The organism is Micromonospora sp. CP22, assembly GCF_009712475.1.
GTDB lineage: Bacteria > Actinomycetota > Actinomycetes > Mycobacteriales > Micromonosporaceae > Micromonospora.
In genome coordinates this window covers 1-24,368 of sequence record NZ_VCJO01000007.1, presented here as the reverse complement: position 1 = coordinate 24,368, position 24,368 = coordinate 1, and the positions used below count along the sequence as shown (strand labels likewise).

Below are 24,368 nucleotides of genomic sequence, written 5' to 3'. Positions count from 1 at the left end.
CGTCAGTGGGGCCAGCGCAGGGGGCCCGGGTGCACGGACCAGAGGACCCGCCGCCAGCGGGAGCGGGCGGCACGTAGCGCCCCGCTGTAGGTGGTGGCCGCCTCGGCGGCTGCCCCGGCCTGCTCCACGGTGGCCGCCCCCGGTGCGAAGCCGACCTGGTTGATCAACCGGGCCAGGTCGTCGACCGCCCGGTGCGCCGCCACCGGCCCGTCACCGCCACCGCCACCGCCACCGCCAGCCTCGGCGGTGGTGGTGCTCCGGTCGAACGCTTCGGTCAAAGCGTGGTGGGCCACCGTGGCGACCTCGCTGGCGGACAGGTCGGCGGCTACTGGTCGGCCGGCCAGCCGCAGCGCGTCGGTCAGCTCCCGCCAGGCACCGGCGATGCGCTGCGCGGGATCACCCCGGTGCAGCCGGGCCCGGGTCCGAGCCCGACGTAGCCCGGCGAGGACCACCAGCGCCGCCCCGACCAGGAGCAGCAGGCCACCAGCGGCACCACCGGCCAGCACCGGCACCGGTACGCCTCCGGAGTCCGCCGCATCACCGGCAGCGGCCGGTGCCGGTGGCGAGGCGGTCGGCTCCAGGGTGGGCTCCGGCTGCTCCGACGGCGGCGGATCCTCCGGCTTGGGACGGAAATCCTCCTCCACCGGTCGCGGTTCGTCGTCCGGTCGGGGCAACGGGTCGAACGCCACCCAGCCGAGGCCGTCGAAAAGCACCTCCGGCCAGGCGTACGCGTCGGCGGCCCGCACCGGACCCGACTCGGCAGCGGCGAACCCGACCACCACCCGGGTCGGCAGCCCGGCGAGCCGACCCAGCACCGCGAACGACGCCGCGAACTGCTCGGACGTGCCACGTTGGCCACCACCGTTACGCGGGCCGAACAGGAAGAACGCCAGGTTCGGGTAGGCGTGGCCACTCGGCGCGTCGGCGACCAGCCGGTAGTGCTCCGCCAGCCACTGCTCGATCGCCGCCGCCCTCGCGTACGGGGCGCCGTTCTCCTCAGCCAACTGCGTGGCGAGCCGCCGCAACTGTTCGGGCGCGCCGTCCGGGACGTGCAGCACCCGGGCCACCGCGTCACCGGCCGGGGTGCTGGCGGTGGCCAGCAGGTTGACGTCCGGACGCTCCCGAGCCGAGGTCACCGTGTAGCGCAAACCCGGGACGAGACCGTCGGGACGGATCAGGGTGCCGGTGCCCGGGTCGTAGGCGACCCGGGCACCGCTGACCTCACGCGGGGTGGGGACCGCGGGCAGCAACCGCCCACTGAGATCACCGACGGTGATCTCCTGCCGGACGGTCTCGACAGTGGCGTACGGGGCCGGTTCGGCGGCGGGCAGGATCCGGCCCGCGTTGCGGTAGGTCGCGCCCACCCGCCAGGTGACCCCGTCGTAGTCGCTGAGCACCGCCAGGCGGATCCGCACCCCGCCGCCGCCCGCCGCCGAACCCGGCGGCCCGTCGGCCGGGGCCGTCGAGTCAGGGGCATCGGGGCGCTCGGTCGCCACCTGGAACAGCTGCTGCTCCGGGTTCAGCGCCCAACCGGAGATCCGGATCAGCGGATTCTCGTCCAGCGTCTCCACCTGCGGCGGCTCCACGTAACGGCGCGGATCCACCGGCCGGGAATCCACCAGGGCGGCCACCGCCGGGCCGAGCAGCGCCGCCAACGCCACCACCACGGCCGTACCGGCGGCCGAGGCGACCGCCAGCCGGGCGCGTACCCCGGAACGCGCCGTCGGATCGAGCCCGTCGACCGGATCGTCGCCCGCTGCCCGCGACGGCACCGCCAACCCGAGCGCCGCCGCCACCACCAGCGCCACCGTCGCACCGATCGCCGGCTCGGCGTTCGGCCCGACCACGTACACCGCGCCGACGTGGAGCAGCACCGGCGGCAGGTAACCCAGCAACACCCGCCCGGCGCGCAGCGCCACCTCCGAAGCGGCCAACCCGGCCAGCCAGGCGGCGACCACCGGCAGCAGGATCGTGTCCGGCGTCGGCTCCACCGGGATCATCGCGGTCAGCAGCCGGGGGATGGCGTTGCGGGCGGCGTCACCGGCCACCTCGACGAACCCGCCGGGCACCTGCGCCTGCGTGGCAGCCACCCGCAGGCTCACCACCGTCCACCCGAACATGGCCAGCACCGACACCGGCGCCACCAGCCAGGACGGCAACCGACGGGTCACCACACTGACCGCCACCGACCCGACCGCCGCGCCCGCCACCAGCATGGTCAGCAGCGACCCCGCGTACACCCGACCGAGCACCACACCGGCCAGCGCGATCATCACGACCAGCGTCACCGGCACCACGGTCGCCCGCAGCAGCCTCACCACCGGCGTACCCCGTCCCATTCGGCGGCGAACGCCGCCCCGTCGGCCGCGTCGATGACGACCAGGCCCGCCGCGTCCGGCGGCGTCGGCTGCGCCGCCCCGAAGATCCCGACCACCACCGACGGGTACGCGCGACGCAGCGCGCCGAGATGCCCCAGATCCTCGGTCGCACCCGGCCCGGTGAGGACGACGAGGGTGTCACCGAGCCGGTCACGGCGCAACCGCGCCGCCGCAGCCTCCAACGTGCCCTCGCCGGTCAGCGTCACCGCCGCCAACCGGTCCAACGGCCCGGTCGGACCGGTACCCGACCCGTCGGGCTGATCCGCCCCGTCGCCGCCCGACGCCGCACCACCTGCCCCGGCCTCCTCGGCCGCCACGAACAGCAACACCACCGGCAGGTCCTCCCGAACCGCCGCGGTGACCACCGACGCCGCCGCCTCACACGCCGACTCGAAGGACTCCGCCACCCCACGGACGCGGTCCGGATGCGCGACGGCCCGGTTGTCCACCAGCACCACGATCCGGGGCAGGCTGGTGTCCACGTTCTCCCGCACCATCAGCTCACCCACCCGGGCGCTGGTACGCCAGTGCACCCGACGCAACTCGTCACCGACGACGTACTCCCGCAGCGAGTCGAAGGTGATCGAGCCGTGCGGCACCGCGTCGACCCGCCCGTCGAGACTGCGGCCCGCGCCGGTCGGCACCGCCCGCAGCGGATGGATCCGCGGGTGCACCCACACCGGCACGACCCCGCCGTACGAGCGGGCCAGCACCACCAGACCGAGCGGATCGCGGCGGGTCACCCGCAACGGCCCGACCGGCACCACCCCACGCCGGCTCGTCGGCACGGCGTAACTGACCGTGGTGTCCGCGCCCGCCCGCAACCGCAACACCGGCACCGGCACCGGCAGGTCGCCGCACCGGTCGGTGGCCACCATGCTCACCGCCCGCACCCGACCCGCGTTGTGCACGGTCAACGTCATCGCCGCCGGCTCGCCCCGCGCCACCCGATCCGGATCGGCCTGCCGCGACACCAGCAGCCGAGGCCGCCGGGCCGCAGCGACCAGGGCGACCGCCACGGCGGTACCGGCCGCCGCGCCGAGCAGCGTCAATTCCGGGTACCCGAACCGGAAACCGACCCCCAGCAGCAGCACAGCCGCGCCGAGCAGACCGATGCCCCGGGCGGTGATCCCCACGCCAGACCCCGCCGATCAGCGGTGCGCCGGGGCCGGCTGCCCCGACGGCAGCGGCACCGGCACCGACGCGACCGCCTGCCGCAGCACGTCGGCGGCGGTCACCCCGCGCACCTGAGCATCCGGCGTGAGCAGCAACCGGTGCGCGAAGACCGGCTCGGTGAGCGCCTTCAGATCCTCCGGCATGATCCAACCCCGGCCGTCGATCAACGCGTACGCGCACGCCGCCCGGGTCAACGCGATCACCCCACGAGGACTGACACCCACCCGGACCTGCGGATGGGTTCGCGTGGCCGCCGCCAGCCGCACCGCGTACGCGTACAACGGCTCGGCGATGTGCACCCGCCGAGCCATCCGGACCATCTCACCGACGGTGGCGGTGTCGGTTATCGCCGCGAGCGCCTCGGGGGAGCGGACCGTCGCCCCGCGCAGCACCTCCACCTCCACCGACTCGTCCGGGTACCCCACCGACAACTTCACCAGGAACCGGTCCAGCTGCGCCTCCGGCAGCCGGTACGTGCCGTCCATCTCCACCGGGTTCTGCGTGGCCACCACGAGGAACGGCTGCGGCACCGGATGACGCACCCCGTCGACGGTGACCGTCCGCTCCTCCATCACCTCCAGCAGCGCCGACTGCGTCTTCGGCGACGCCCGGTTGATCTCATCCGCGATGACGATGTTGGCGAACACCGGACCAGGGTGGAACTCGAAACCACGGGTGGCCTGGTTGAAGATGGTCACCCCGGACACGTCGGAGGGCAGCAGGTCCGGCGTGAACTGGATGCGCCGCCACTGCCCCTTCACCGTCGCCGCGATCGCCCGAGCCAGGGTGGTCTTACCCACCCCGGGCACGTCCTCCAGCAACACGTGCCCCTGGGCGAACAACGCCGTCAACGCCAGCCGCACCACCTGCGGTTTGCCGAGCACCACCGTGTTGACGTTCTCGGCCAGCCGGGCGGCCAGGGCGGCGAAGCCCTGCACCTCCTGCTGGGTGAGCGGTTCCTGGCTGTTCACGGCGGTGCTCCTCGGCTGGGTCGATCAGCAGGTGGGTAGGACGTTGATGTCGTCCCCGCCCTCCAGGTTGAGCCAGGCCCAGGGGATGTAGTTGCGTCCGCTGTACTCGACCTGCACCCACCAGGTGCTGCGCTTGTCATTGTTGTAGATGTACGCGTACACCTCTTCGCCCCGCTGCTTGCAGTACGCCTTCAACCGGGTGCCCGGCTTCGCCCAGCCGACCTGCCGGTCGTTGTCCTGCCGGGTCACCGAGAAGATCTCGTTGCCGTTGCGGCCGTCCCGGTCCCGGTCGCAGTAGGTGGCCTCGGCACCCGAACTACCGTTGTTGCAGGTGGCGATGCCGTACAGGGCGTCGGTCTGCTGCGCCCTGGTGGCGGTGCCGCTGCCGGCGGCGTTGGTCGCCGTCACCGTGAACGTGTAGCTGGTGCCCGGCGTCAACCCGCTCATCGTGATGCTCGAACACGGGCCGCTCTTGGCCTGCTGACCCGAACGGGACAACGTGCAGGTGGCCTGGCCACCACCGGCGTCCACGGTGAACGTCACCGTCGCCGCCGTCGCGGTCGCCGACGACCCGGTCACCGTCACCCGAGGCACCGCCACCGTACGCGCCGTCGTCGTCGCCTCCGCACCCTCACCGGCCTCGTTGACCGCCCGGACCCGCACCGTGACGTTCTGCCCGTCACCCAGCCCGCCCACAGTCGCCCGGGTGTCGGTGACCTCGCTGCGCCGGCCACCCACCTCCAGCACATAACCGGTCACCGGTCGACCGTTGGCCACCGCGGCAGCCCACTGCACCGCCACCGTTCCCGGCTTGTCGGCCACCGTGCTCGCCCGCAACTCCAACGGCTCACCGGGCACCGTGAACGGCACCACCGTGTTGCTCACCGGCGACGCCTCCGACGCCGCGCCCTTGTCGTTGACCGAGACCACCGTGAACGCGTACTGCGTGCCGTACTCCAGCTCACCGGCCTTGACCACCAACTCGGTGCCGGTCGCCTCACCGACCGGTGCGTTCGTGCCCGCCGACGTGGCCGACACCGCGTACCGGGCGATCGTGTTGCCCTGCCCGTTCGCCTCCGGCCAGCTCACCACCACCGTGCCGTCCGCCCGCGCCTCGGCGGTCACCTCGGTCGGCGGGTCCGGCACGTCAGCGGTCGGCGTCACCGGATTACTCGTCCGGGACGGCCCCGCACCCTTCGCGTTCACCGCGTGCACCGTGAACCGGTACGTCTCACCGTTGGTCAGCTCCTTGACATCCACCGACCGCTGGTTCGCCCCGACCTCCAACCGCTGCCCGGCACCCTCCACCACGTACCGGATGATCTCGGCACCGTTGGCCGCCGCCGGCCGCCAACTCACCCGGGCCTGCGCGTCACCGGCCGCCGCCGTCACGTTGCGCGGCGCACCCGGCTTGCTCACCTGAGGCTTCTTCGGCGGCGGAGGTGGCGGCGGCGGCGCGGGCTCCGGCGGCGGATCACCACCCAGCACGTCGTTGGCGTACTTGTCGACCTCCCGCACCAGGTGCGAAGCGTCGACCACCCGCGCGGTCGCCGCGTCCGGCGCGTTGATGAACAGGTAGTTCTCCCGCACCTCCAACTCCAGCGGGCCGTCCCACCTGCCCCGGATCGTGTCGGTCAGCTGGCCCGTCGCGTCGAACGCGTACACCGCGCCCGCCGCCTCGTCCGCACAGTAGAACCGCCCTGACCAGGCCACCGCCGGACCCAGCCGGTCACCGTCGCCCGGCACGGTGAACGACCGCACCTCGCCGGAGTCCGCGATCGCGTGCACCTGCCGCTGCCCGGGCACCGTCACCGGCACCACCGGCCCGCTGGTACGCACCGGCAGGATGCCGGGCCCGGTCAACGTCGAGGTCAGCGCCGTGCGTCGAGTCTTACCGTCGACGACCGTCACCAACGCCCCGGCCGTGCGGTCCAACACCGCCACACCGTCATCCAACGTGGAGACCACCAGCTCGTGGCTCGCCTCCGCCACGTCGTACGACTCGACCCGGGGCGAACCCACCGGCGTGTCCGCGCCGCCCGAGGGCAGCACCGCCGGGGTGATCGCCGACACCGTGCCCTCCGCCGGCACCGCGATCCACAACCGGCCCGCGCCGTCGAACGTGCCACCCGTGATCCCCGGCGGGTAGCGCACCGGCTCGCCCACCGGGGCCAACGTCTGCGGGTTCAGCTGCCGCACCACACCCTGGACCGCGTCCACCACGAACGCCGCGTCCTCGTGCAACGCCACACTCACCCCGAGACCGGGAGTGGTCGGTGTGGTCGCGGTGATCTGCAACGTGGCCAGATCCAACGCGCTGATCTGACCCGTGTTCAGATCCCGCAGCACCAGCAACCGGTCCGTCTGCGTTACCTGCATCGGATGCTGCCGCGCCGCCGGCACCTCCATCCGGGTGTCCACCCGGGCGGTGACCCCGTTGACCCGCGCCAACTCACTACGCGCCGCGCTCCACAACCAGGAACTCGCGTCGAAGCTGGCCACCGCGTTGTCCGCCGAACCGAGACCGAGCACGGTCAAACCCATCGCCGCCAGCAGCGCCACCACCGTGCCCACGGTGACGAGACCACCGCGTACCCGGGATCGGGATCGCGGGGTGCGGGTCGGAACGGCCTCGTCGATGCTCGCCACAGCCGGCAGCCTCCCGTGTCATCTCGGCAGGTGGCGCCCCCGTACGGCGACCCCTCCCCTGAGCCGGGAGCCATCATATGGTCACCCCGTTGACCTCGGGAACCCGCACCGTCCGGCTGTGGACACCCAGCGTGGCGTGTCGTCGGCGTGTCCCGCCACGTCTGTCCGACCGGGAGCCTCAGTCGTTCGGGTCGGTCTCCCGAGAGGTGCACACCTGGTCGGACGTGGCGAACTGATCGGTGTCGTAGACGGCGAGCACCGCGAAGCAGTAGTTCACCCGGGTGCTCAATCCGTTGACCGTGTAGCTGGTCCGCCCCGGATCCACCGTGGCCATCATGCCGAGCGACTGCCCGGTCCGCCCACCGGCCACCATGAACGGCACCAGCCCGTCCGACGGATCCGTCCAGGTCAACGTGATCGTCGTGGTGTCGTCGCGCATCGTCAGGTTCCCCGGCGGCGGGCCGACCGAGTCCGGCGACGCCGACGGGGTGGCCGGTGGCGCGGGAGGCTGCGCGGTCCGTCGGTCCAGGACCAACAGACCCACCCCGATCACCGCGGCCAGGGCCACCAGGACCGCCACCACCGCCACCACGATCGCCACCCGGTTACGGCCCGACGACGGCTCCCGGTACGGCGAGCCGACCCCCGGAGGCTGGGAACCGGGCTGCCCCCAGGCCGGGGGCGTGGCAGACCCGGGATAGGGCGGGGCAGCGCCGTGGCCGCCAAGCTGTGAGTATCCCGGTGAACCCTGCGGCTGGAAACCATGACCCGGATCCTGCGGCCGTGGGCCATCCTGCTGGTCGCCCCCCGGACCGTACGCTCCGGCACCGCTGACCGACCCGGACGGACCGCTGACCTGACCGTGCGGGCTGGACGGGCTGGCACCGCCGAGCTGCGGGTGTGGGCCGGACGGGTGGGCACCGCCGACCGGGCCGTATGGGGCGGGTGCCGGGTGGGGGGATCCACCGGGCGGCAGGTAGCTCGCCGGTCCACCGGTGGGCGCTCCACTGGTCGGCGACGCGTAGCCGGTGCCGCTGGTCGGCGCGTACCCGGACGGGGCGCTGGTCGGGCCGGGTTGAGGCAACGGCGCGGTCAGTTCGTACGGACCCGCCGTCGGACTGGCCAGCGCGGGCGGCGCGCTGGCCGGCGGTGCGCTGGTGGGTGGCGCGCTGACCGGCGGTGCGCTGGTGGGTGGCGCGCTGACCGGCGGTGCGCTGGTAGGTGGCGTGCTGGTCGGTGGTGCGCTGACCGGCGGGGCGCTGGTGGGTTGGGTGTGGCTCCATGCGGTGCCGGTGGGGTGGCCCGGTGTGGGTAGCACGCTCGTCGGTTCGGTGTGGCTCCACGCGGTGCTGGTCGGTGGCGCGCTGGTGGGTGGCGCGCTGGTGGGTGGCGCGCTGGTGGGTGGCGCGCTGACGGGCGGGGCGCTGACCGGTTGTCCCGGGGGCGACGGCTCGGTGACCGCCGACGGGGCCGGGGAGGTGCTCACCGGCGTTTGTGGGCCGGCGGCTTCCGCCGAAGGCTGAGCTCCACGGCCGCTGCGCGCCGCTTCCTCTTCCAACAGGGGGCCGATCTGCTGGACCCGGATGGTGGGCCGGGACCACCCGGGATGCCCGGCCGCGGCAGCCGCGGCGTCGGCCGAGGCCGGGCCGTCCGCTGCCGGGAACGGCCGCAGCACGCCGGTCGGTTCGTCCTCCTCCATCGACTCACGCGGAGCTGGCAACTCGCGCGGAGCCGGTCCTGCCTCCGCTGTCCGCGCCGGTTCCGCGTGAGCCGACGGCGCGGTGTGCGGCGAAGGCGACGGTGCGGTGTGCGGCGGTGCGCTCGCGGGCGGTGCGCTGTGCGGCGGAGCAGGTGGCGTGGTGTGCGGCGGTGTGGTGTGCGGTGGTCCGCTGTGCGGCGTGTCGCCCGGCTGCCCGGTCACGGCGGTGGCCGGAACCGGCGGCACCACCGGCGCGGGTGGCATCGCCACCGACCGGGCCTGGTCAACCGGAGACGCGACGGACCCAGCCGACTGATCATGGAAGGGGGTCCGCGCCTGCGGCACCACGGGAGGCGGCGGGACCTGTGATGGGGCAGCCGGTCCTGGCGCGGTCACCGGACCTCGAGACGGGTCAGGCGGCGCGGCGGGCTGCGGAATCCGCGGGGGCGGCGGGATCTGCGGGGTGGTGGTTGGTGGTACGGGGGGCGGCGGTGGAATCTGCGGGGCCGTGATGGGCGGCGGCGGAACCTGGGGTGGGGCGGGTGGCCCTGCCTCCACTGCGACCGACGGTGGCAAGGGCGCGACCGGTTGGGCCGGTGCGGTAGACCCGGATGCTGGGCCGGAAACAGGAGAGGCGGCAGCGGCTCCGGGGCCACCGGGAGTCGGATGGGCGGCGGTCGGCGTGGCGGCCGAGACGGAGCGAGCCGGCGCGGCCGTGGACGCATCATGGGGTTTCCACATCGTGGAAAGCGCAGCCAGAGAAACTGTCGGCTCGTCCAGCGCACCCCGGCCCGGCTGGTTCGCCGGGCTGGTGGGGGAGGCCGCAGGGGGTGGAGGCTGAGGCGCGGGAGCGGCATCGCCGAGGTACTCCCGTGCGGTGCGTACCGCCGGATGGTCGGCGCCGAGCACGGCGGGCCCGGCGGCGGCCACGCGGGTGTAGTTCCGGCGCGCCTCGTGGCGGTTGCCCAACTCGTCGGCGACGGACGCCAACTCGAAGGCCAACGCCAGCATCAACGGATCGGCGTGCGGCCAGCGGCGTTCCCCGGCGGCGAACGCCTCCTCCAACACCCGTCGGGCCGCGCTCGGGTCGTCCGCCTCCCGGTGCAGCCTGGCCAGCAGATGCGCGGTGCTGAGCATGTCCGGATGATCTTTGCTGAAGGGCGGTTGAGCGGACTCGACCGCGTCGGTCAGCAGGTCACGGGCGGCAGCGAGGTTACCCGCAGCACGCAGCGCGAGGGCCCGTTGCTGAGCGACGGCCAGGGGAGAAGCATGGGGCACGACGCCCATGCTGCCGGGTACGGGCACCTTGACGCTACCCAGCCGTCAACGGCTCGCCGCGAGCTCGCGTGCGATCCGCGGGACAGGCCCCGGTACCGATGTGCATGATCCATCTGCGGCGTGTACAGTAACTCCCCGTGCAGCCCACCGGGCAGCCTACGGGTGATGAGACACCGAGGCTGGCGCGATAGGCTGGGCAAGTAGGTCCGGGTGGCGGAATGGCAGACGCGCTAGCTTGAGGTGCTAGTGCCCGTATAGGGCGTGGGGGTTCAAGTCCCCCCTCGGACACAAGTTTTCCGCATCGGTGCGCACATTGAGTGCGCATGCGCTGATACTACAGCCCGCCGGCGGAGCGGCAGCGAGCGCGTCCGGCGGGTGTAAGCTTTGCCGCCATTCGGCTGGCCGTCGGTAGGCACAGCCTGGCCTGCGCTTCGGTCGCAAACGTCGAGGCTCGTATCGATCCAAGCTGTTCGGCTCGCGCAGGTTCGACTCCTAGGCAGGGGACGCAGAACAGCCTGCCCTGATGACAGTGACCGCGTTGTTCGGCAGGTCATCTCTGAGCACAGCATTGCCCTACGGAAGTGGATAAGGCAGGCCGGGTTGTGACCCTTCGATGGGGCGTGAACAACTGCTGGATTCGAACAGATGTGGGTAAGCCGGGCATCTGACTACGGATCAGAAGGTTAGGGGTTCGAGTCCCTTCGGGCACGCAAGACGATCAAGGCCGTGACCAGCGGAAACGCCGGTCACGGCCTTGATTAATTCCCAGCATGTGCCGCGATCTCCCGTCATGTGGGACGTCGGTGCTCCGTTGGTGCTTCAAAGTTCGAGTGCTGCGTGAGTGGCGGTTCGTGCGTGTGGGTGCGGGCCGGTGCGTTTGCGTGTCGCCTAGTCTGGATCATGGCTGAGGTGTCCGTCGGGCCGACCGTAGACGAGTGTCCATTATGGCCAGTGATGTGGATCTTAGTGGTTGGGGTTGCTGCGGGGGTCGCGGTCGGTGCTGAGCTGGGTCGGTGCCCTGGCGTGGTGGGGCGGCACCGTCGGCTGGTGGCGGGTGGTTGGTGGTGACGGTCGTGGTCCGCGCATCTGATTTCGGCACAGCTGATTTGGTGGTGTGGCGGAGGCGAGGCAGCCGGCCAGGAAGGGCCGAACAGTGGCATCGGTGGCCGAACCCCGACCCGCGTCACTCGTGGGGTCAGGTGTTTGATCGAGGCCCTGCATGCGGTGACGTGCGGCCCGCAACACGGCGGCGCCGACCGTGAGGGCCGGTAGGCCGACGCCGGGGTCGGCCAGCCGGCGCGGGCACCGAGTCGGTCAGCCGACTACCCGCGAACATTGTCCCGACGAGCGTTGCATCGGTCGGCGCTGGTAGGCGACCACCGCAAGCTTCCGGACGTCTCGCTGCACTGGCACCGAGCAGGCAATCGAGCGCCTACCTACGAACCAGGGGTGCGGCAGTAGGGCATCATGCCCAGCGTGGAACCGTACCCTGAGGACGGCGACCGAAGGCAAGGGCTCGCGAAGTCCGCCGAGATGGCTATTTCGTTCGTGCCCGTGGCGGGCAGCGCCCTCCAGGTCGCCTTCAATGAACTCGCTGGCCGGCGCCTTGCCGACCGACGTACCCGATGGCTCAACGAGCTTGCTGGGAAGGTGCACGAGCTCGAACAGCAGGTCGGTGACTTCGCACAGCTCACCAGCGAGGACGCTTTCATGGATGCGCTGACCACCGCCGCGCAGATCGCCGACCGCACTTCACGCGCCGAGAAGCTCGAGGTGCTGCGCAACGCGGTCGTCAACTCCGTGATGCCCGACGCGCCGGACGTCGACACGCAGCAGCTGTTCTTCGACATGATCGATCGGTTCACCCCGACCCACGTGCGAATGCTGAAGCTGCTTTCCGATCCGCCTGGCTGGTTCGACCGCCACGGAATGCCTCGGCCGAGTATCTCCATGGGCCCGAAGACCGCCATCATCGAGGCCGGTATGCCTGAGCTTGCCGGCCGTCGCGATCTGATTGATCGGTACGCAGCGGCGCTTAGCACCGCTGGCCTGGTCAACCAGTCGATCAGCGGGATTATGTCCGCTGGCGGACTGTGGGGGCCGGCGACGACTCCGCTCGGCGTCGAATTCCTGGCGTTCGTCTCGGATCCCGAGGGCAAGGTCGACTAGGGCGAGTCATGCCTGTACGGAAGCTACCGAACCTGTCACCGGCCCGGGTGGTCGAACTACAGGACGCTCTCCTGGCCAACGCGGACCGGCTCCTGACCGCCGCGCTGGCCGTACTCGATCTCGGCACCGTCGGGCTCGCGCGGTCGCTCGCCATCCTCGCCATGGAGGAATCGGGGAAGGCTATCGCCCTCCACGAGCGGCGCGTGGAGATGGCCTATGCACCGGAGGGCGAGCCGTTTGTAAACGCCCGACTGGAGAACCTGTGGGCAAGCCACCAGGAAAAGCTGAAACTGGTCCACACCTTCCTTGCTGAGGAGCGGTACTGGTTCGGCACCGAGCCCGCAGATCCAGAGAGGAACCTTGCCTACCTGGGAACCATCAAGCGGTGGGCTCTGCGGCACGACAGGCTGAAGCAGCGAGGCTTCTACGTGGACATCGATGGAGCGGGGGGCGTACTTGAACCCACAGGCGTCTCCGATCGAGAGTCGCTGATTGACGTCATCAACCATGTCCACCAGATCGGCTGGCAGCTTCGGCTAGGCGAGCACATCGAGGCCAAACAACAGGCTGAAGAAGCGCGGGGCGTACCGCCCAGGACCGAGGCCGAGATCGAGAAGATGCGTGACATCTTCTCCCGCCTTCCCGGCCGTGCCGCAGACGAGGAACTTTACGACTCCATGCGGCAGGGGCGTGAAGGCCGAAAGTTGAACAACGACGACTACAGACTGCACTTGCCAGAACCCGGGAGCAACCCCTTCGAGAACCTCGGCAAGCCGGGCTATGAAGCCGAAACGCGTGAGCTGAGGCGGTTGGCCGAGGAGTTGGACCGGCTGGAGAGCCAATGAGCACGGTAGCCCTCGCCATCATTGGGGCTCTGACCGGCCTGGTTGGCGCCTTAGAACGCGGCGCGGCCGGTGCCAGTGGGTCCAGTTCGCCGCCCGCTGCCGAACGATCCTCCGAAACAGGCCAGCCGCTGCCAGTTCGCGTTGTTCCTTCGCCGCTGCAGTTCAGGCAGTGGGGTTGAGATCGGCGAGGAGGTTTTCCACCCGGGTGTGGATCTCGTCGCGAATGTGACGCGCTGTGGCGAGGTTCTGGCCGGCGGGGTCGTCGAGCTTCCAGTCTTCGTACCGTTTGCCCGGGAAGGCCGGGCAGACGTCGCCGCAGCCCATGGTGATGATGACGTCGGAGGCTTCGGCGGTGGCGTAGTCGAGGATCTTCGGCTTGTTGGCGGTGATGTCGATGCCGACCTCGCGCATGGCCTCGACGGCCATCGGGTTGATGTGGTCGGCGGGCTCGGAGCCGGCGGAGCGGACCTCGACCTCGTCGCCGGCGAGGTGGCGCAGCCAGCCGGCGGCCATCTGGGAACGGCCGGCGTTGTGGACGCAGACGAACAGGACGCTGGGTTTGGACATCAGATGCCTTCCTTGGATTAGCAGGTCATAGGGCCGGTTCGTGGGTGCCTCGGAAAGGGATACGGGCAGGGACTGGTTCGGGTCGCTGTTGCGGTCGAGCAGCCGGTAGCGGCCGGCGGAGCATGGTGGGTTGACCGGGTCGCGGTCCTTGTCCGCCCCACCGTGCTCGGGGCCGAAGATGGTCATGGTCGGCGGTCCAATGCCGGGTCACGTTCGTTGGCGGGAACGACGACCTGGTCGGCGGCCTGCCCGGCGTCGGGGTAGAGCGCGGCGAGCAGGCCGACGCCGACGGCCAGGCCGAGCAGTTGGGCGGCGAGGAAGCCGGGGACTGAGGCGGGGGCGATGCCGGCGAAGGTGTCCGTGAAAGCCCGACCGATGGTCACCGCGGGGTTGGCGAACGAGGTCGACGAGGTGAACCAGTAGGCCGCGCCGATGTAGGCGCCGACTGCGGCGGGGGCGACCGGGGCGCGGCCGGAGCGGGCGAGGGCGAAGATCAGCAGGATCAGGCCGGTGGTGGCGACGACCTCACCGAGCCACAGGTTGCCGGCGGCGCGGTCCTTACTGGAGAGGTCCACGGCGGCGAGGTCGAACATGAGGTTCGCCAGCACCGATCCGGCGATCGCGCCGAGGACCTGGGCGACCGTGTAGCCGGCGAGGTCGCGGACGGTCAGTCCGGTTCCGACGCGGCGACCGAGGAACCAGTCGGCGGCGGAGACAACGGGGTTGAAGTGGGCGCCGGAGACCGGGCCGAAGATCAGGATCAGCGTGCCGAGCGCGAGAGCGGTGGCGATCGAGTTCTGCAGCAGCTGGAGCCCGACGTCGCCAGGGGAGAGCGAGGCCGCCATGATGCCGGAGCCCACGACGGCGGCGACGAGCAGAGCAGTGCCGATGAACTCGGCCAGCAGGCGCCGCCGGAGTGCGATGGTCATCAGTCTGTTCTCTCCCAGAGCGTTGTGCTGTGGCAGCGGTCCCGACGAGGTCGGACTACCGGGTGACGAGACGTTCAGCTGGGTGTTCGCGCACGGAGCGGACTCATGTCACCCACGGCCGTCTTCCGAACTCGTGGCCGCTGATGGCGGGAGCGACGCGGTCGACGCGGGCGGCGAGATCGGCGAACGCGGCCTCGAACGCCTCGTCGGTGTCGACCCGGACCGGGTCCGGCACAGACCAGTGCAGGCGGGGGCGGACCGGTCCGGTGAGGTCTTCGTGGGCGTTGTCGCAGACGGCGATGACCAGGTCGTCGTCGCGGACGACGTCGTTGACGTGTGCAGTGCCGGCAGGGTTGAGGTTGAGGTTGTGGCGGTGAGCCACGGCAATCGCGCGGGGATGCACTCGGGCGGCAGGCTTGGTGCCGGCCGAGGCGGCTTCCCCGCGGGTGCGTCGCTTCCACAGGGCGGCGGCCAGCTGGGAGCGGGCGGAGTTGTGGGTGCACACGAAAACTACCCGTCCCACATCGGCCATCCGGGGAGGGATGAGAGCCGCCAGGGCTGCCGGCTGGAGTCGCAGGTAGGTGCGCCGCCGGTCGCCCTCGGACCGGCCGCGCAGGACGAGGCCGGCTTCGGTGAGCACCTTGACGTGGTGGGCGACGAGATTGGTCGGCATGTTGAGCGTGTGGGCGATCTCCCCGGGGGAGGCGTCGCCGAAGGTGAGCGCGTCCACGATCGCCAGGCGCGCGGGCTCGCCGAGTGCGGCGTGGATCCGTGCGCGCTCGGCCAGGGAAATAGGCTCAGCGTCCATTGACTCAACTTTCGCTGAGTAATTATCTGACGTCAAGCCTGCTGCTGGCATAAGCCTTGCGGTTGGGCCTCGGGGAGGGGTGGGGTCGGTCGGCGATTGGTCAGCAGCAGGTCGCCAGGTAGGACTGCAGCTCGGTGAGCGCGGCGAGCGCGCCGTCGCGATCCGCCCGGTAGTACACGGTCTTCCCGTCGCGGCGGGAGGTGACCACCCGTCCGCGTCGAAGCAGTGTCAGTTGCTGCGACGCTGTGGCCTGGCTGATGCCTGTCCGCTCGGCCACCTCGCCCACCGACAGCTCAGCGCCCTGTGCGAACAGCATCATGATCCGCTGCCTGGTGGGGCTGCCCAGAGCTTTGAGGAACTCCTGCGTCTGCGGCGCCAGGCCTTCAGGGGCTCCGGCCGCGTGCGCGGGCGAGGGTGCCCCTGTGGACTGCCCGGCTGTGGCGTCGCTCATGGCCCTACCTTCCCCCGTCATCATCATATTGTCATTCAGCAAAACGACGATATGATCATTCCTGTGACAGCTCGAACCAAGCCAGTGATCATCATCGGCGGCGGCCAGTCAGGCCTGGCCGCCGCCCATGCCGCCCTGACCGCGCGCCTGCGGCCTGTCGTCCTGCAGGCCGGCAGCGAGCCCCTTGGCTCCTGGCCCGACTACTACGACAGCCTGACCCTCTTCTCGCCCGCCCGCTACAGCGACTTGCCCGGCATGCCCTTTGACGGTGATCCGGACCGCTACCCCCGCCGTGACGAGGTCACGACCTATCTGAGCCGGTACGCCCATACCGTGGACGTCGACATCCGCACCCGCACCCGCGTCACGGCCGTGCACCCTCGCCGCGACGGGGGATACCTCGTCCACACCGACACCGGCGACGAGATCGCCGCGGCCGGCGTCGTCGCCGCCAGCGGATCCTTCGGCAACCCCTACCTGCCGAGGCTGCCCGGCCAGGATGACTACGCCGGCGATGTCCGGCACGTCGCCCAGTACCGCCGGCCGGAGATGTATGCGGGCAAGCGGGTCATCGTCGTGGGTGCCGGCAACTCCGCCGTCCAGGTCGCCTACGAGATCGCGGCCCACGCCCGGGTCACGCTCGCCACCCGGGAACCCGTGCGCTTCCTGCCCCAACGCCTCGGCGGGCGGGACCTGCACCACTGGCTGCGGGTCACCGGCGCGGACCGCCTGCCCCGTCGCATCCTCACCCGCCTGGTCCGACACGCGGCCGTGCTCGACACCGGCGTCTACCGCGACGCCCTCGCCTGCGGGCTGCTCTCCCGGCGGGACATGTTCACCGCCTTCGCCCCTGATGGCGTCATCTGGGCCGATGGCACGCCCGAGCCGGTCGACGCGGTCATCTTCGCCACCGGTTACCGCCCCGATCTGGCCTACCTCACGCCCTTGGGCGCCCTTGACCAAGGTGCGCCCCGGCAGGTGGGCGGGATCTCCACCACCCATCCAGGGCTGGTCTATCTCGGGTTGGAATTTCAGCGATCCTTCGCCTCGAACACCCTGCGCGGCGTCGGCCGCGACGCCACCCATGTCATGACTGCCCTGGCGGCTCACCTGTCCGGACGGCCCCGCCGAGGCCGGCAGCGGAGGGCGGACGCCGTCTCGCGCACGGGACACGGCGCTCAACGCTGATCGCGTTCGGCGATCGGCGTTCGGCGCTGCCAGGTACGGGAGCTGCCCGGCGGTTTACGCCTGCGACGAAGGGGCCGGCTCGACCGACAGCAGGGCGGCGAGCTGGCGCAGGATGCCCGGGCGGGCCCGGTAGTAGACCCACGTACCGCGCCGTTCGGCGTCGACCAGGCCCGCTTCGCGCAGCGTCTTGAGGTGGTGGGAGATCGTCGGCCCGGTCAGGTCGAACGCCGGCGTCAGGTCGCACACGCACACCTCGCCGTCCTCGGCGGAGGCGATCATCGACATCAGCTGCAGCCGTACCGGGTCGCCGAGGGCCTTGAATGCGGGGGCGAGCACCGCGGCCGTCTCGGCCGGGACCCGACGCTGAGCCAGCGGGGGGTAGCACGGCGCGTCGGCGTTGAGGTCGATGACGGCGAGGGGCGCGCCTTGCTTTGACATTCCTCTAGGTTGACATCTCTCTAATCAGCGTGCAACTCTCTGGTTAGACGGACGTCGAGGCAGGCCTCTGGAGGAAGGGAAGCAGCATGTTCGGCAACCACCCACCTCGCCAGGGCGGCACCTGTTAGCTTCATCGTTAATCGGCGATAAACGATAGAGGGAGTGGTGGTGGGCGAACTCCTCGACCGGGACACCGCGCAGACCTACGCCTCGTGGTTCCGGGCCCTGGCGGACCCGACCCAGGTGCAGATCGTGGAGTACCTTGCCCGGCACGCCCGGCCGATGAGCGTGGGGGAGATCGTCGCCGCCGTCGGGCTGGCCCAGTCCACCGTCTCGCAACACCTGAAGATCCTGACCGAGGTGCGGTTCGTGCTCGTCGCGCCGGTGGGCACCGCCCGTCACTACCGCATCAACGACGCCTGCGTCGGCTGCTTCCCGTCGGCCGCCGACGTGGTCATGGGCCGCCCCGCCCCGCAGCCGATCGGAGTCTGCTGATGGCCGACATCACCGTTCGTCCGATGACCCCGGACGACGCCGATCGTGTCCTCGCCATCTACCAGGCTGGCCTCGACGCCGGCAACGCCAGCTTCGAGACTACCGCCCCGACCTGGACAGCATTCGACGCGGCCAAGCTGCCTGACCACCGCCTCGTGGCCGTCGACGCGGACGGCATCGTCCCCGGGTGGGTGGCGGTCGCGCCGACGTCGCGCCGACGTCGAGCCGGCCGGTCTACGCCGGGGTGGTCGAGCACTCCGTCTACGTCGACCCCGCCGCCCAAGGACGTGGGGTGGCCCGGCTGCTGCTGGACGCGCTGATCGCCTCCACCGAGGTCGCCGGCATCTGGACCATCCAGTCCGGCGTCTTCCCCGACAACACCGCCAGCCTCACGCTGCACCAGCGGGCCGGGTTCCGCATCATCGGCGTCCGCGAGCGGGTCGGCCGGCACCACGGCCGGTGGCGCGACGTCGTCCTACTCGAGCGCCGCAGCCCTCTTATCTGAGCCCTCGGGCTCTGACCAACCCTGCACCACCGCACCTTTCTGATTCGACAGTTTTCAACACAGAGGAGTTTCCGATGATTGTCCTGGACGAGCTGCCCATCGTGGTGATCGGCGCGGGACCGGTCGGTCTGGCCGCTGCCGCCCACCTGCACGAGCGTGGCCTGCCCTTCCTTGTTCTGGAGGCCGGTGACACCGCCGGCGCGGCGGTGCGGCAGTGGGGGCACGTGCGGGTGTTCTCCCCGTGGCGGTACAACATCGACCCCGCCGCGCGTCGGCTGCTCGACGACGCCAGCTGGGTCGCCCCGGCCGAGGACGCCCTGCCCACCGGCGCGGACCTCGTCGCGGACTACCTGCAGCCCCTCGCGGAGCTGCCGCAGCTCAAGCCGCATCTGCGCTACGGCGCGCGGGTGGAGGCGATCAGCCGCCTCGGCCTGGACCGGCTGCGCACCGCCGGCCGCGAGCAGACCCCGTTCCTCATCCGCCTCGCCGACGGCGACGAGCTGCTCGCCCGAGCCGTCATCGACGCATCCGGCACCTGGAGCACCCCCAACCTCCTCGGCGCCTCCGGCCTGCCCGCCCACGGCGAAAAGAACGCGGCAGCGTTCCTCGAGCACGCCCTGCCCGACGTGCTCGGCACGGACCGAGACCGCTTCGCCGGCCGACACACCCTCGTCGTCGGCGCCGGCCACTCCGCCGCCAACACCCTGCTCTCCCTAGCCGAGCTTGCCGCCGCGGAACCGGGCACCCAGGTGACGTGGGCAATCCGCTCGGCGAGCCCGGCCCGCACCTACGGCGGCGGCGACGCCGACGCGCTGCCCGCCCGCGGCGCCCTCGGCTCCCGGCTACGCGAACACGTGGAAGCCGGCCGGATCCGGCTGCTCACCGGCTTCTCCGTGCACGCACTCACCCCGACCGACGGCCGCGTCGCCGTGGTCGTCCGCCACGCCGGCGGCAACGACGAGTCCATCACCGTGGACCGCATCGTCGCCGCCACCGGCTTCCGCCCCGACCACACCATCGCCGCCGAACTGCGGCTCGACCTGGACCCGGTCATGGGCGCCACCCGCGCACTCGCCCCGCTGATCGACCCCAACGAGCACTCCTGCGGCACCGTCCCACCGCACGGCGTCAACGAACTCACCCACCCCGAGACCGGCTACTACGCCGTCGGCATGAAAAGCTACGGCCGCGCGCCCACCTTCCTCATGGCCACCGGCTACGAACAGGTCCGATCCGTCGTCGCCGCCCTCGCCGGCGACTGGCAGGCAGCCCGCGACGTCCAGCTCGACCTGCCCGAAACCGGCGTCTGCAACAGCAACCCCGCCGACTCCACCGCCACCGACAGCTGCTGCGGAACCGCCCCCACAGCCCAGCCCGCCGGTAAGGGGTTGGCGACCGGCATCTCGGGCGGCCTGCTCTCCGCACCGCTCAACCTGGTCAGCCTCGACACCCGGATCAGCGGCCAGACCGGTGGCTGCTGCGCCAGCTGATGACCACCACCACGACGGCGCCCGCCGACGCCACGGTCGGCGGGCGCCACGGGTGGCGCATCGTCGCCGCCCTCGCCATCACCTCCACCGTCGGCTACGGCACCCTCTACTACGCCTACCCGGTCCTGCTCAACCCGATGGCCGACAGCCTCGATGCCTCCACCACTGCCGTCACCGGCGCGCTCACCGCCTCCCGCATGCCTTCTGGCCGCTGGCGGAATGCGCTCCGTAGGGAGCAGAAGTAGCCGCGATCCGCGCGCTTGCATTTTGTGGCGGCAGCAGCATTCGGTCTCGCTCTATGAGACAAGGGTGAGAATGTTCTTGACAGTTATGTGAATCAGCCTAAAAAGGCCGGAATCGGGCGCGTGGCTGTGATCTGATCAAGGCTCCGAGCTGGGCCATCTGACTTGTCGTCTACGGATCAGAAGGTTAGGGGTTCGAGTCCTTTCGGGCGCGCAAGACGATCAAGGCCATGGCCAGCGAAAACGCTGGTCACAGCCCTGACTGTTTCCCAGAATGTGCCGTGATCTTCCATAATGTGGGAGGTTGGTGCTCCGTTGGTGCTCCAAGTTCGAGTGCCGTCTGGGTGGGGTTCGTGGCGGTGCGTGTTGACCAATGCATTGTGTGCCGCCTGGTCTGGATCATGGGTTCGGTGCGCGTCGGCTGGCCGTTGGTATTCGTCTACTGTGGCCGGTGATGTGGATCTTTGTGGTGGAGGTTGCTGGGGGTGTGGTCGGTGGTCGATTGACCTGGGTTGGCATCCCGGCGGGGACGGGGCGGTGCGGTGGGTTGGGGGTGGTGGCTGGCGGTGACGGTGGCGGGGTCGGCGTATCTGATTTCCGCACGGCTGTCTTGCCCCAGGCTCCGCGCAGAGGGGGTCCTTGACCCGCCTGTGGAGAGGACGTTGACCATGGGGCGGATGGAGACCGCGACGGCTGGGGTTTGGCGGCACGAACCGCAGGCGCCCGGCTCGTCGGCGGGGTGCCCAGCGGGTTTGGACCGGGCCGGCGCCGGCTACGCGATGAACCGGCGGTGGCCGGAGTGGCAGCGCGGGTGGCTGTGAGCCAGCGAAAGGCCATCACCGGCGCACGCTCATGCCGATGATGGTGCGCCGGCATGATTGCGGAGAGTGGCTGACAGCGTCCGCCGGTCGCTGCATCCGGACGGGAGCGGCCAACTTTAGGTGACTACTGATCCGCCCGACCGCATCCGTGAGCTGGCTTCGGGTATCGGTATCGCAGTCTCCGCGCGCATCCATGCCGATCCAGATGCAGTAACTGCCAGCCTGATGCTCGCGATGTTCGCCTTCGCAGCGTTCTGAATGATCAACCGGACCATCTGCTCGTCCATCTCCCGACTCTGTCGTCAGATCGCGGGTCCCTCGGCGGCTTCGACTCGATGACCTGGTGCAACGCAGCGGAGGCGTCGCCCGTCACCACCGCTCGGCCGACAGACCCAATCGCCGTTTGCCTCAAGCGCCCCAACCAGCGATATTGCCTTGAATGCCTCGCCGAACCTTACCTATGGTTGCACAGGAATCAGTAACGGAGCGAACTCGGAACGGCGGATTAATCGGCGTGGCAGGCCAGAGCGGAGGGCGGCGGCGGGTCCGCGCGCGGACGGTTCGTCGCGCGGCTCAGCGTGCCCAGGCGAAGATTGGCCAGCGTGCGGATCGACGCGGGGAACGCGTTCCACTGACCGTGGCAGGGTTCGAGGCCGCCCTTCGCGACCGTGGGCATGACGGCATTGCCGAAGCGTTGATCGCTCGGCATAACCAGCGTATGCAGCGGATTGTCTACTCCGGACAAGTGATGCAGAGCATCGGTCTGCCGCTGTTGACAAGCCAGTTCCCTATGGGACTTGCCGCTGAGGAATTGGGAGCGGACCTGGGACGTCCTCCCTTCTGGTCCGGCCCGACCTGGCCGGACCATCTGGCCTGGGGCCTGGACAGTGTCATTACTGCGGTGCGTCTCATGCTTTGCCTGCAGCCGATCGGCGCGAGCATCGTCGCCCGTACCCAGTTGGAACGGTGGTCGTCGAACCTGCAGTTCAACAGCGGCATCGATCAGCAGCCCGGCGAATCGACCGTGGCCTGGCTCAACAGGCTTTGGGCCGAACCCGGTGTCCGGCCGCCGGATGGCGTCGAGACTCCGGTCGGTGAGCTGTTCGCCGATCTCAGCGAACTCCTACACGGGCGTGGCCGGCTGATGCCTCTCGTATGGCTCGATGTCGCTGACGTCACCGAAATGCCGTCGAGCGAACACGTGCAGATGCTGGAAGCCGTCGGCAATGCGTTGATCGTCAGCCTTAGCCACATCCGCACCTGCTTGGCGACCGCAGCAGAGCAGAAGGGCTATGAGGTCCTCGCGGAAACCATCAACCGGATACGGCTCGTCGCGCCCGCTCGAAGCTGGCTACCCGACCTTCGCACCTTCCTGTGGCCGCTGCTGCCGATGTTCATTCGACAGCCGGGTGTCGAGGGCCCGCTCGGCGCGATGGCCACCGCGCACCGGCGGGTGATATCGGCGATGCAGGCGGGCCGGGAACCAGCTGAGCCTTCAGAGCTGTGGCCTGCCTTTAGCTTCGGTGCCCACCGGTTCCGTGCGCTCCTCGCCGCCCAGCACGCTTATCAGTGGGAGCGGAAACTGCTCGGTGACCGGTTCGAGGAACAAGGCGTGGAAAACGCCTTTACCCGAGCCGTGCTTGCTGGCGAAATGGCGGCGGTCGTGGCTAGATGGCTCCGCCAGGACCCCGACAAGCGCTCTCCCGCCGATGCCTTGGCGGTCTGTGCCTCGGGTCTGCGATCCGCACAGTGGCTGTGGCTAGAAGACGACAACCGCGGCATGGGTTGCCTGCGTTCCGTCATCGAACAGGTGGCTCGCGCGCGGACCTGGCGGCTACGACCGGAACGAGCTCGCAAGACAGAAGCCAACCCGAACTGCACGCCGCGCGATTGGATCGAGGGAGCCGGCTGGCGGCGGTTGAATCTGTTGAACCGCGCACTTGGCGAGTTCGCGCACGGGTCGACAAAGACCAACTGGAACGTCGCCCGCAACGCGCTCGTCGCAATTCAGAACACCGAAGACGTCGAGCAAGCGCAGTACACCGGCCGCACCCACGCCCTGACCGCGATGATCTTCATTCTGTCCGTGGAATGCGCGGCCTGGGCCGACACCTTCGGCAGTCACCTAGGCGATGCGTACCGCCGCGTCGTTCGCATTGACGACGCACAGGCCGACCAGGCCATCGAGGCTCTCTTGAATAGAGCCTGGGAAAAGCGCCAGACACCCCTGCGGTGACGACCATCATCCACCACAGCATCTGCGTCAGGACCTAGACAGCCGAGCCGGCCAGACCGTGAGCTCGCCGCCGCGGGCCGACGTGGGCTTAACGGGTCCTGCTACTCGTCGTCGTACTGATCGCGGTGCTCTGCGAAGTACTCACGAAAGGCGTCGTCGTCCCACACGGCCGACACGAGCTCGGGTTCGGGTCCGATGGTCGCAGCTCCTCGCGGTTCGCTGAATGTCAGCAGCGACAGCAAGTACTCGTAGTTGTGCCGCACGAGGCCGACGTCGTCCGACCACATACCGAACTCGATGTGGCGGCGCGCTGCCTGGGTCCAGTTTGCTGACCCCATCCAAGTCGACTTTGGATGAAACTTCAGCACGTCGCCCGCGAACATCTCGTCGTCCTCGTAGTAGGTTGTCACCCCCAAGACCAACATCTTGGCGTGGAGCATCGGCCTTGTCGTCCCATCGATTGCTCGCTGCCACCCGGCTACGCGCACCGGCCCCAGTTCGACGGGTTGAAGCCGGCCGCTATAAGGGTGGATAATGGGTGGATTGCCTCTCTCGTCGGGCAGCGCCACCTCCTCGAAGCCGTCGAGGTAGGCGCTCGACAACGGCTTGCCCTCGGTCGCCAACCGCCGCACCGCGGCATACTCCGGCTGTTGCTTGTCCACAACAACGCAGCATTGATCGAACGATGCGAGAGCCTCGGCCACAGCATGGTCCGTCAGCCACGGCACACATCCAATCGCGGCCGCCCCGGGCTCCAAACGCCGCCAATACTCGGCAGACCAGTCTGTGCTGCCGTGTCGCGCCAACCCCGCCACCAGATCGTCGAGCACGCCCGAGCCGTGCACGACGGTCCCAGAGATCCAGGGGCGAGGGATCGATCCAAGTAGCTGCTCGTAGTCCCCGAGGGGCCGCCTGTCCATAGCCTCAGCGTGCCAGCAGAAGGCCGCAGCCGCTAACCTCGGTCTTTCGCTAGCTGTTGATCAAGGCCGTGATCTGGGCAGTTGATCTTCTCGGTTTGGGGTTGGGTTTCGCG

Annotated in this window: 20 protein-coding genes, 1 tRNA gene and 2 pseudogenes; 11 read left to right on the top strand and 12 right to left on the bottom strand. The window is 70.1% G+C overall.

The window, feature by feature from the left end:
* Positions 1–2 precede the first annotated feature (2 nt).
* From FF096_RS14195 to FF096_RS14175, 5 genes are all read right to left on the bottom strand, one after another.
* The gene (locus tag FF096_RS14195; RefSeq protein ID WP_155218262.1) at positions 3–2,339 is read right to left on the bottom strand and encodes a transglutaminase domain-containing protein; all 2,337 of its coding nucleotides are present in this window, start codon (positions 2,337–2,339) and stop codon (positions 3–5) included.
* The gene (locus FF096_RS14190; RefSeq protein WP_309223288.1) at positions 2,315–3,514 is read right to left on the bottom strand and encodes a DUF58 domain-containing protein; all 1,200 of its coding nucleotides are present in this window, start codon (positions 3,512–3,514) and stop codon (positions 2,315–2,317) included. Before FF096_RS14190 ends, FF096_RS14195 begins: the two co-directional genes overlap by 25 nt.
* Before the next feature lie 15 nt (positions 3,515–3,529).
* Positions 3,530–4,525 carry a MoxR family ATPase gene (locus tag FF096_RS14185; protein ID WP_309223287.1) on the bottom strand — a complete coding sequence of 332 codons (996 nt, stop codon included), beginning with the start codon at positions 4,523–4,525 and terminating at the stop codon, positions 3,530–3,532.
* Between the two features lie 24 nt (positions 4,526–4,549).
* Complete coding sequence (locus FF096_RS14180; RefSeq protein ID WP_375335346.1) at positions 4,550–7,165, bottom strand: fibronectin type III domain-containing protein; 2,616 nt, start codon at positions 7,163–7,165, stop codon at positions 4,550–4,552.
* Positions 7,166–7,352: 187 nt separating this feature from the next.
* On the bottom strand, positions 7,353–7,775 hold the full coding sequence (locus FF096_RS14175; RefSeq protein ID WP_309223355.1) for a fibronectin type III domain-containing protein: 423 nt from the start codon (positions 7,773–7,775) through the stop codon (positions 7,353–7,355).
* 556 nt (positions 7,776–8,331) lie between these two features.
* Here FF096_RS14175 and FF096_RS26330 point away from each other — a divergent pair.
* The gene (locus FF096_RS26330) at positions 8,332–8,697 is read left to right on the top strand and encodes a hypothetical protein (protein ID WP_196222539.1); all 366 of its coding nucleotides are present in this window, start codon (positions 8,332–8,334) and stop codon (positions 8,695–8,697) included.
* Between the two features lie 1,280 nt (positions 8,698–9,977).
* Here the strand turns inward: FF096_RS26330 and FF096_RS27490 are convergent.
* Positions 9,978–10,160, bottom strand: a pseudogene (locus FF096_RS27490) (hypothetical protein); the annotation flags it as partial.
* Positions 10,161–10,355: 195 nt separating this feature from the next.
* Between FF096_RS27490 and FF096_RS14165 the strand changes: the two are divergent.
* The 3 genes from FF096_RS14165 to FF096_RS14155 all read left to right on the top strand — a co-directional run bounded on the left by FF096_RS14165 (position 10,356) and on the right by FF096_RS14155 (position 13,165).
* A tRNA-Leu gene (locus tag FF096_RS14165) sits at positions 10,356–10,439 on the top strand.
* 1,188 nt (positions 10,440–11,627) lie between these two features.
* A complete protein-coding gene (locus FF096_RS14160) occupies positions 11,628–12,320 on the top strand; it encodes a hypothetical protein (protein ID WP_155218259.1) in 693 nt (230 codons plus the stop codon).
* An 8-nt stretch (positions 12,321–12,328) separates the two neighbouring features.
* Positions 12,329–13,165, top strand: a complete 837-nt coding sequence (locus FF096_RS14155; RefSeq protein ID WP_155218258.1) for an AbiV family abortive infection protein — start codon at positions 12,329–12,331, stop codon at positions 13,163–13,165.
* Positions 13,166–13,327: 162 nt separating this feature from the next.
* On the opposite strand, the gene FF096_RS14150 is transcribed toward FF096_RS14155, so the two are convergent.
* The 4 genes from FF096_RS14150 to FF096_RS14135 all read right to left on the bottom strand — a co-directional run bounded on the left by FF096_RS14150 (position 13,328) and on the right by FF096_RS14135 (position 15,920).
* Complete coding sequence (locus FF096_RS14150) at positions 13,328–13,735, bottom strand: arsenate reductase ArsC (RefSeq protein WP_155218563.1); 408 nt, start codon at positions 13,733–13,735, stop codon at positions 13,328–13,330.
* A 179-nt stretch (positions 13,736–13,914) separates the two neighbouring features.
* Positions 13,915–14,661: an MIP/aquaporin family protein gene (locus FF096_RS14145; RefSeq protein WP_155218257.1), complete on the bottom strand. Its 747-nt coding sequence runs from the start codon at positions 14,659–14,661 to the stop codon at positions 13,915–13,917.
* Positions 14,662–14,764: 103 nt separating this feature from the next.
* Positions 14,765–15,469, bottom strand: a complete 705-nt coding sequence (locus FF096_RS14140) for a helix-turn-helix domain-containing protein (protein WP_155218256.1) — start codon at positions 15,467–15,469, stop codon at positions 14,765–14,767.
* Between the two features lie 100 nt (positions 15,470–15,569).
* Positions 15,570–15,920: a helix-turn-helix transcriptional regulator gene (locus FF096_RS14135; protein WP_155218255.1), complete on the bottom strand. Its 351-nt coding sequence runs from the start codon at positions 15,918–15,920 to the stop codon at positions 15,570–15,572.
* Positions 15,921–15,983: 63 nt separating this feature from the next.
* On the opposite strand from FF096_RS14135, the gene FF096_RS14130 reads away from it, so the two are divergent.
* Positions 15,984–17,108, top strand: coding sequence for an NAD(P)/FAD-dependent oxidoreductase (locus FF096_RS14130; RefSeq protein WP_309223285.1), 1,125 nt, complete (start codon positions 15,984–15,986; stop codon positions 17,106–17,108).
* Positions 17,109–17,162: 54 nt separating this feature from the next.
* On the opposite strand, the gene FF096_RS14125 is transcribed toward FF096_RS14130, so the two are convergent.
* The gene (locus FF096_RS14125; protein WP_155218251.1) at positions 17,163–17,546 is read right to left on the bottom strand and encodes a metalloregulator ArsR/SmtB family transcription factor; all 384 of its coding nucleotides are present in this window, start codon (positions 17,544–17,546) and stop codon (positions 17,163–17,165) included.
* A 168-nt stretch (positions 17,547–17,714) separates the two neighbouring features.
* Here FF096_RS14125 and FF096_RS14120 point away from each other — a divergent pair, with 168 nt between their 5' ends.
* The 6 genes and pseudogenes from FF096_RS14120 (at position 17,715) to FF096_RS14095 (ending at position 23,335) form a co-directional block, all read left to right on the top strand.
* Positions 17,715–18,041 (top strand): ArsR/SmtB family transcription factor, encoded by a 327-nt coding sequence (locus FF096_RS14120; RefSeq protein ID WP_375335338.1) that lies wholly within the window; start codon positions 17,715–17,717, stop codon positions 18,039–18,041.
* Positions 18,041–18,546, top strand: a pseudogene (locus tag FF096_RS27295) (GNAT family N-acetyltransferase). Before FF096_RS14120 ends, FF096_RS27295 begins: the two are co-directional and overlap by 1 nt.
* Before the next feature lie 74 nt (positions 18,547–18,620).
* Entirely contained in the window at positions 18,621–20,036 is a 1,416-nt protein-coding gene (locus FF096_RS14110; RefSeq protein ID WP_155218249.1) for an FAD-dependent oxidoreductase, read from the top strand.
* Entirely contained in the window at positions 20,036–20,281 is a 246-nt protein-coding gene (locus FF096_RS14105; RefSeq protein WP_155218247.1) for a hypothetical protein, read from the top strand. Before FF096_RS14110 ends, FF096_RS14105 begins: the two co-directional genes overlap by 1 nt.
* Before the next feature lie 938 nt (positions 20,282–21,219).
* A complete protein-coding gene (locus FF096_RS14100; RefSeq protein ID WP_155218245.1) occupies positions 21,220–21,357 on the top strand; it encodes a hypothetical protein in 138 nt (45 codons plus the stop codon).
* Between the two features lie 379 nt (positions 21,358–21,736).
* Positions 21,737–23,335, top strand: a complete 1,599-nt coding sequence (locus FF096_RS14095) for a hypothetical protein (protein WP_155218243.1) — start codon at positions 21,737–21,739, stop codon at positions 23,333–23,335.
* Positions 23,336–23,436: 101 nt separating this feature from the next.
* Here FF096_RS14095 and FF096_RS14090 read toward each other — a convergent pair whose 3' ends face one another.
* Positions 23,437–24,165, bottom strand: a complete 729-nt coding sequence (locus FF096_RS14090; RefSeq protein ID WP_155218241.1) for a hypothetical protein — start codon at positions 24,163–24,165, stop codon at positions 23,437–23,439.
* Positions 24,166–24,368 lie beyond the last annotated feature (203 nt).

What these genes read in the sequence shown, in the direction of transcription:
- FF096_RS14195 (WP_155218262.1), bottom strand. Translation starts at nt 2,339, where the DNA reads ATGGGACGGGGTACGCCGGTGGTGAGGCTGCTGCGGGCGACCGTGGTG.
- FF096_RS14155 (WP_155218258.1), top strand. Translation starts at nt 12,329, where the DNA reads ATGCCTGTACGGAAGCTACCGAACCTGTCACCGGCCCGGGTGGTCGAA.
- FF096_RS14145 (WP_155218257.1), bottom strand. Translation starts at nt 14,661, where the DNA reads ATGACCATCGCACTCCGGCGGCGCCTGCTGGCCGAGTTCATCGGCACT.
- FF096_RS14140 (WP_155218256.1), bottom strand. Translation starts at nt 15,469, where the DNA reads ATGGACGCTGAGCCTATTTCCCTGGCCGAGCGCGCACGGATCCACGCC.
- FF096_RS14135 (WP_155218255.1), bottom strand. Translation starts at nt 15,920, where the DNA reads ATGAGCGACGCCACAGCCGGGCAGTCCACAGGGGCACCCTCGCCCGCG.
- FF096_RS14125 (WP_155218251.1), bottom strand. Translation starts at nt 17,546, where the DNA reads ATGTCAAAGCAAGGCGCGCCCCTCGCCGTCATCGACCTCAACGCCGAC.
- FF096_RS14110 (WP_155218249.1), top strand. Translation starts at nt 18,621, where the DNA reads ATGATTGTCCTGGACGAGCTGCCCATCGTGGTGATCGGCGCGGGACCG.
- FF096_RS14105 (WP_155218247.1), top strand. Translation starts at nt 20,036, where the DNA reads ATGACCACCACCACGACGGCGCCCGCCGACGCCACGGTCGGCGGGCGC.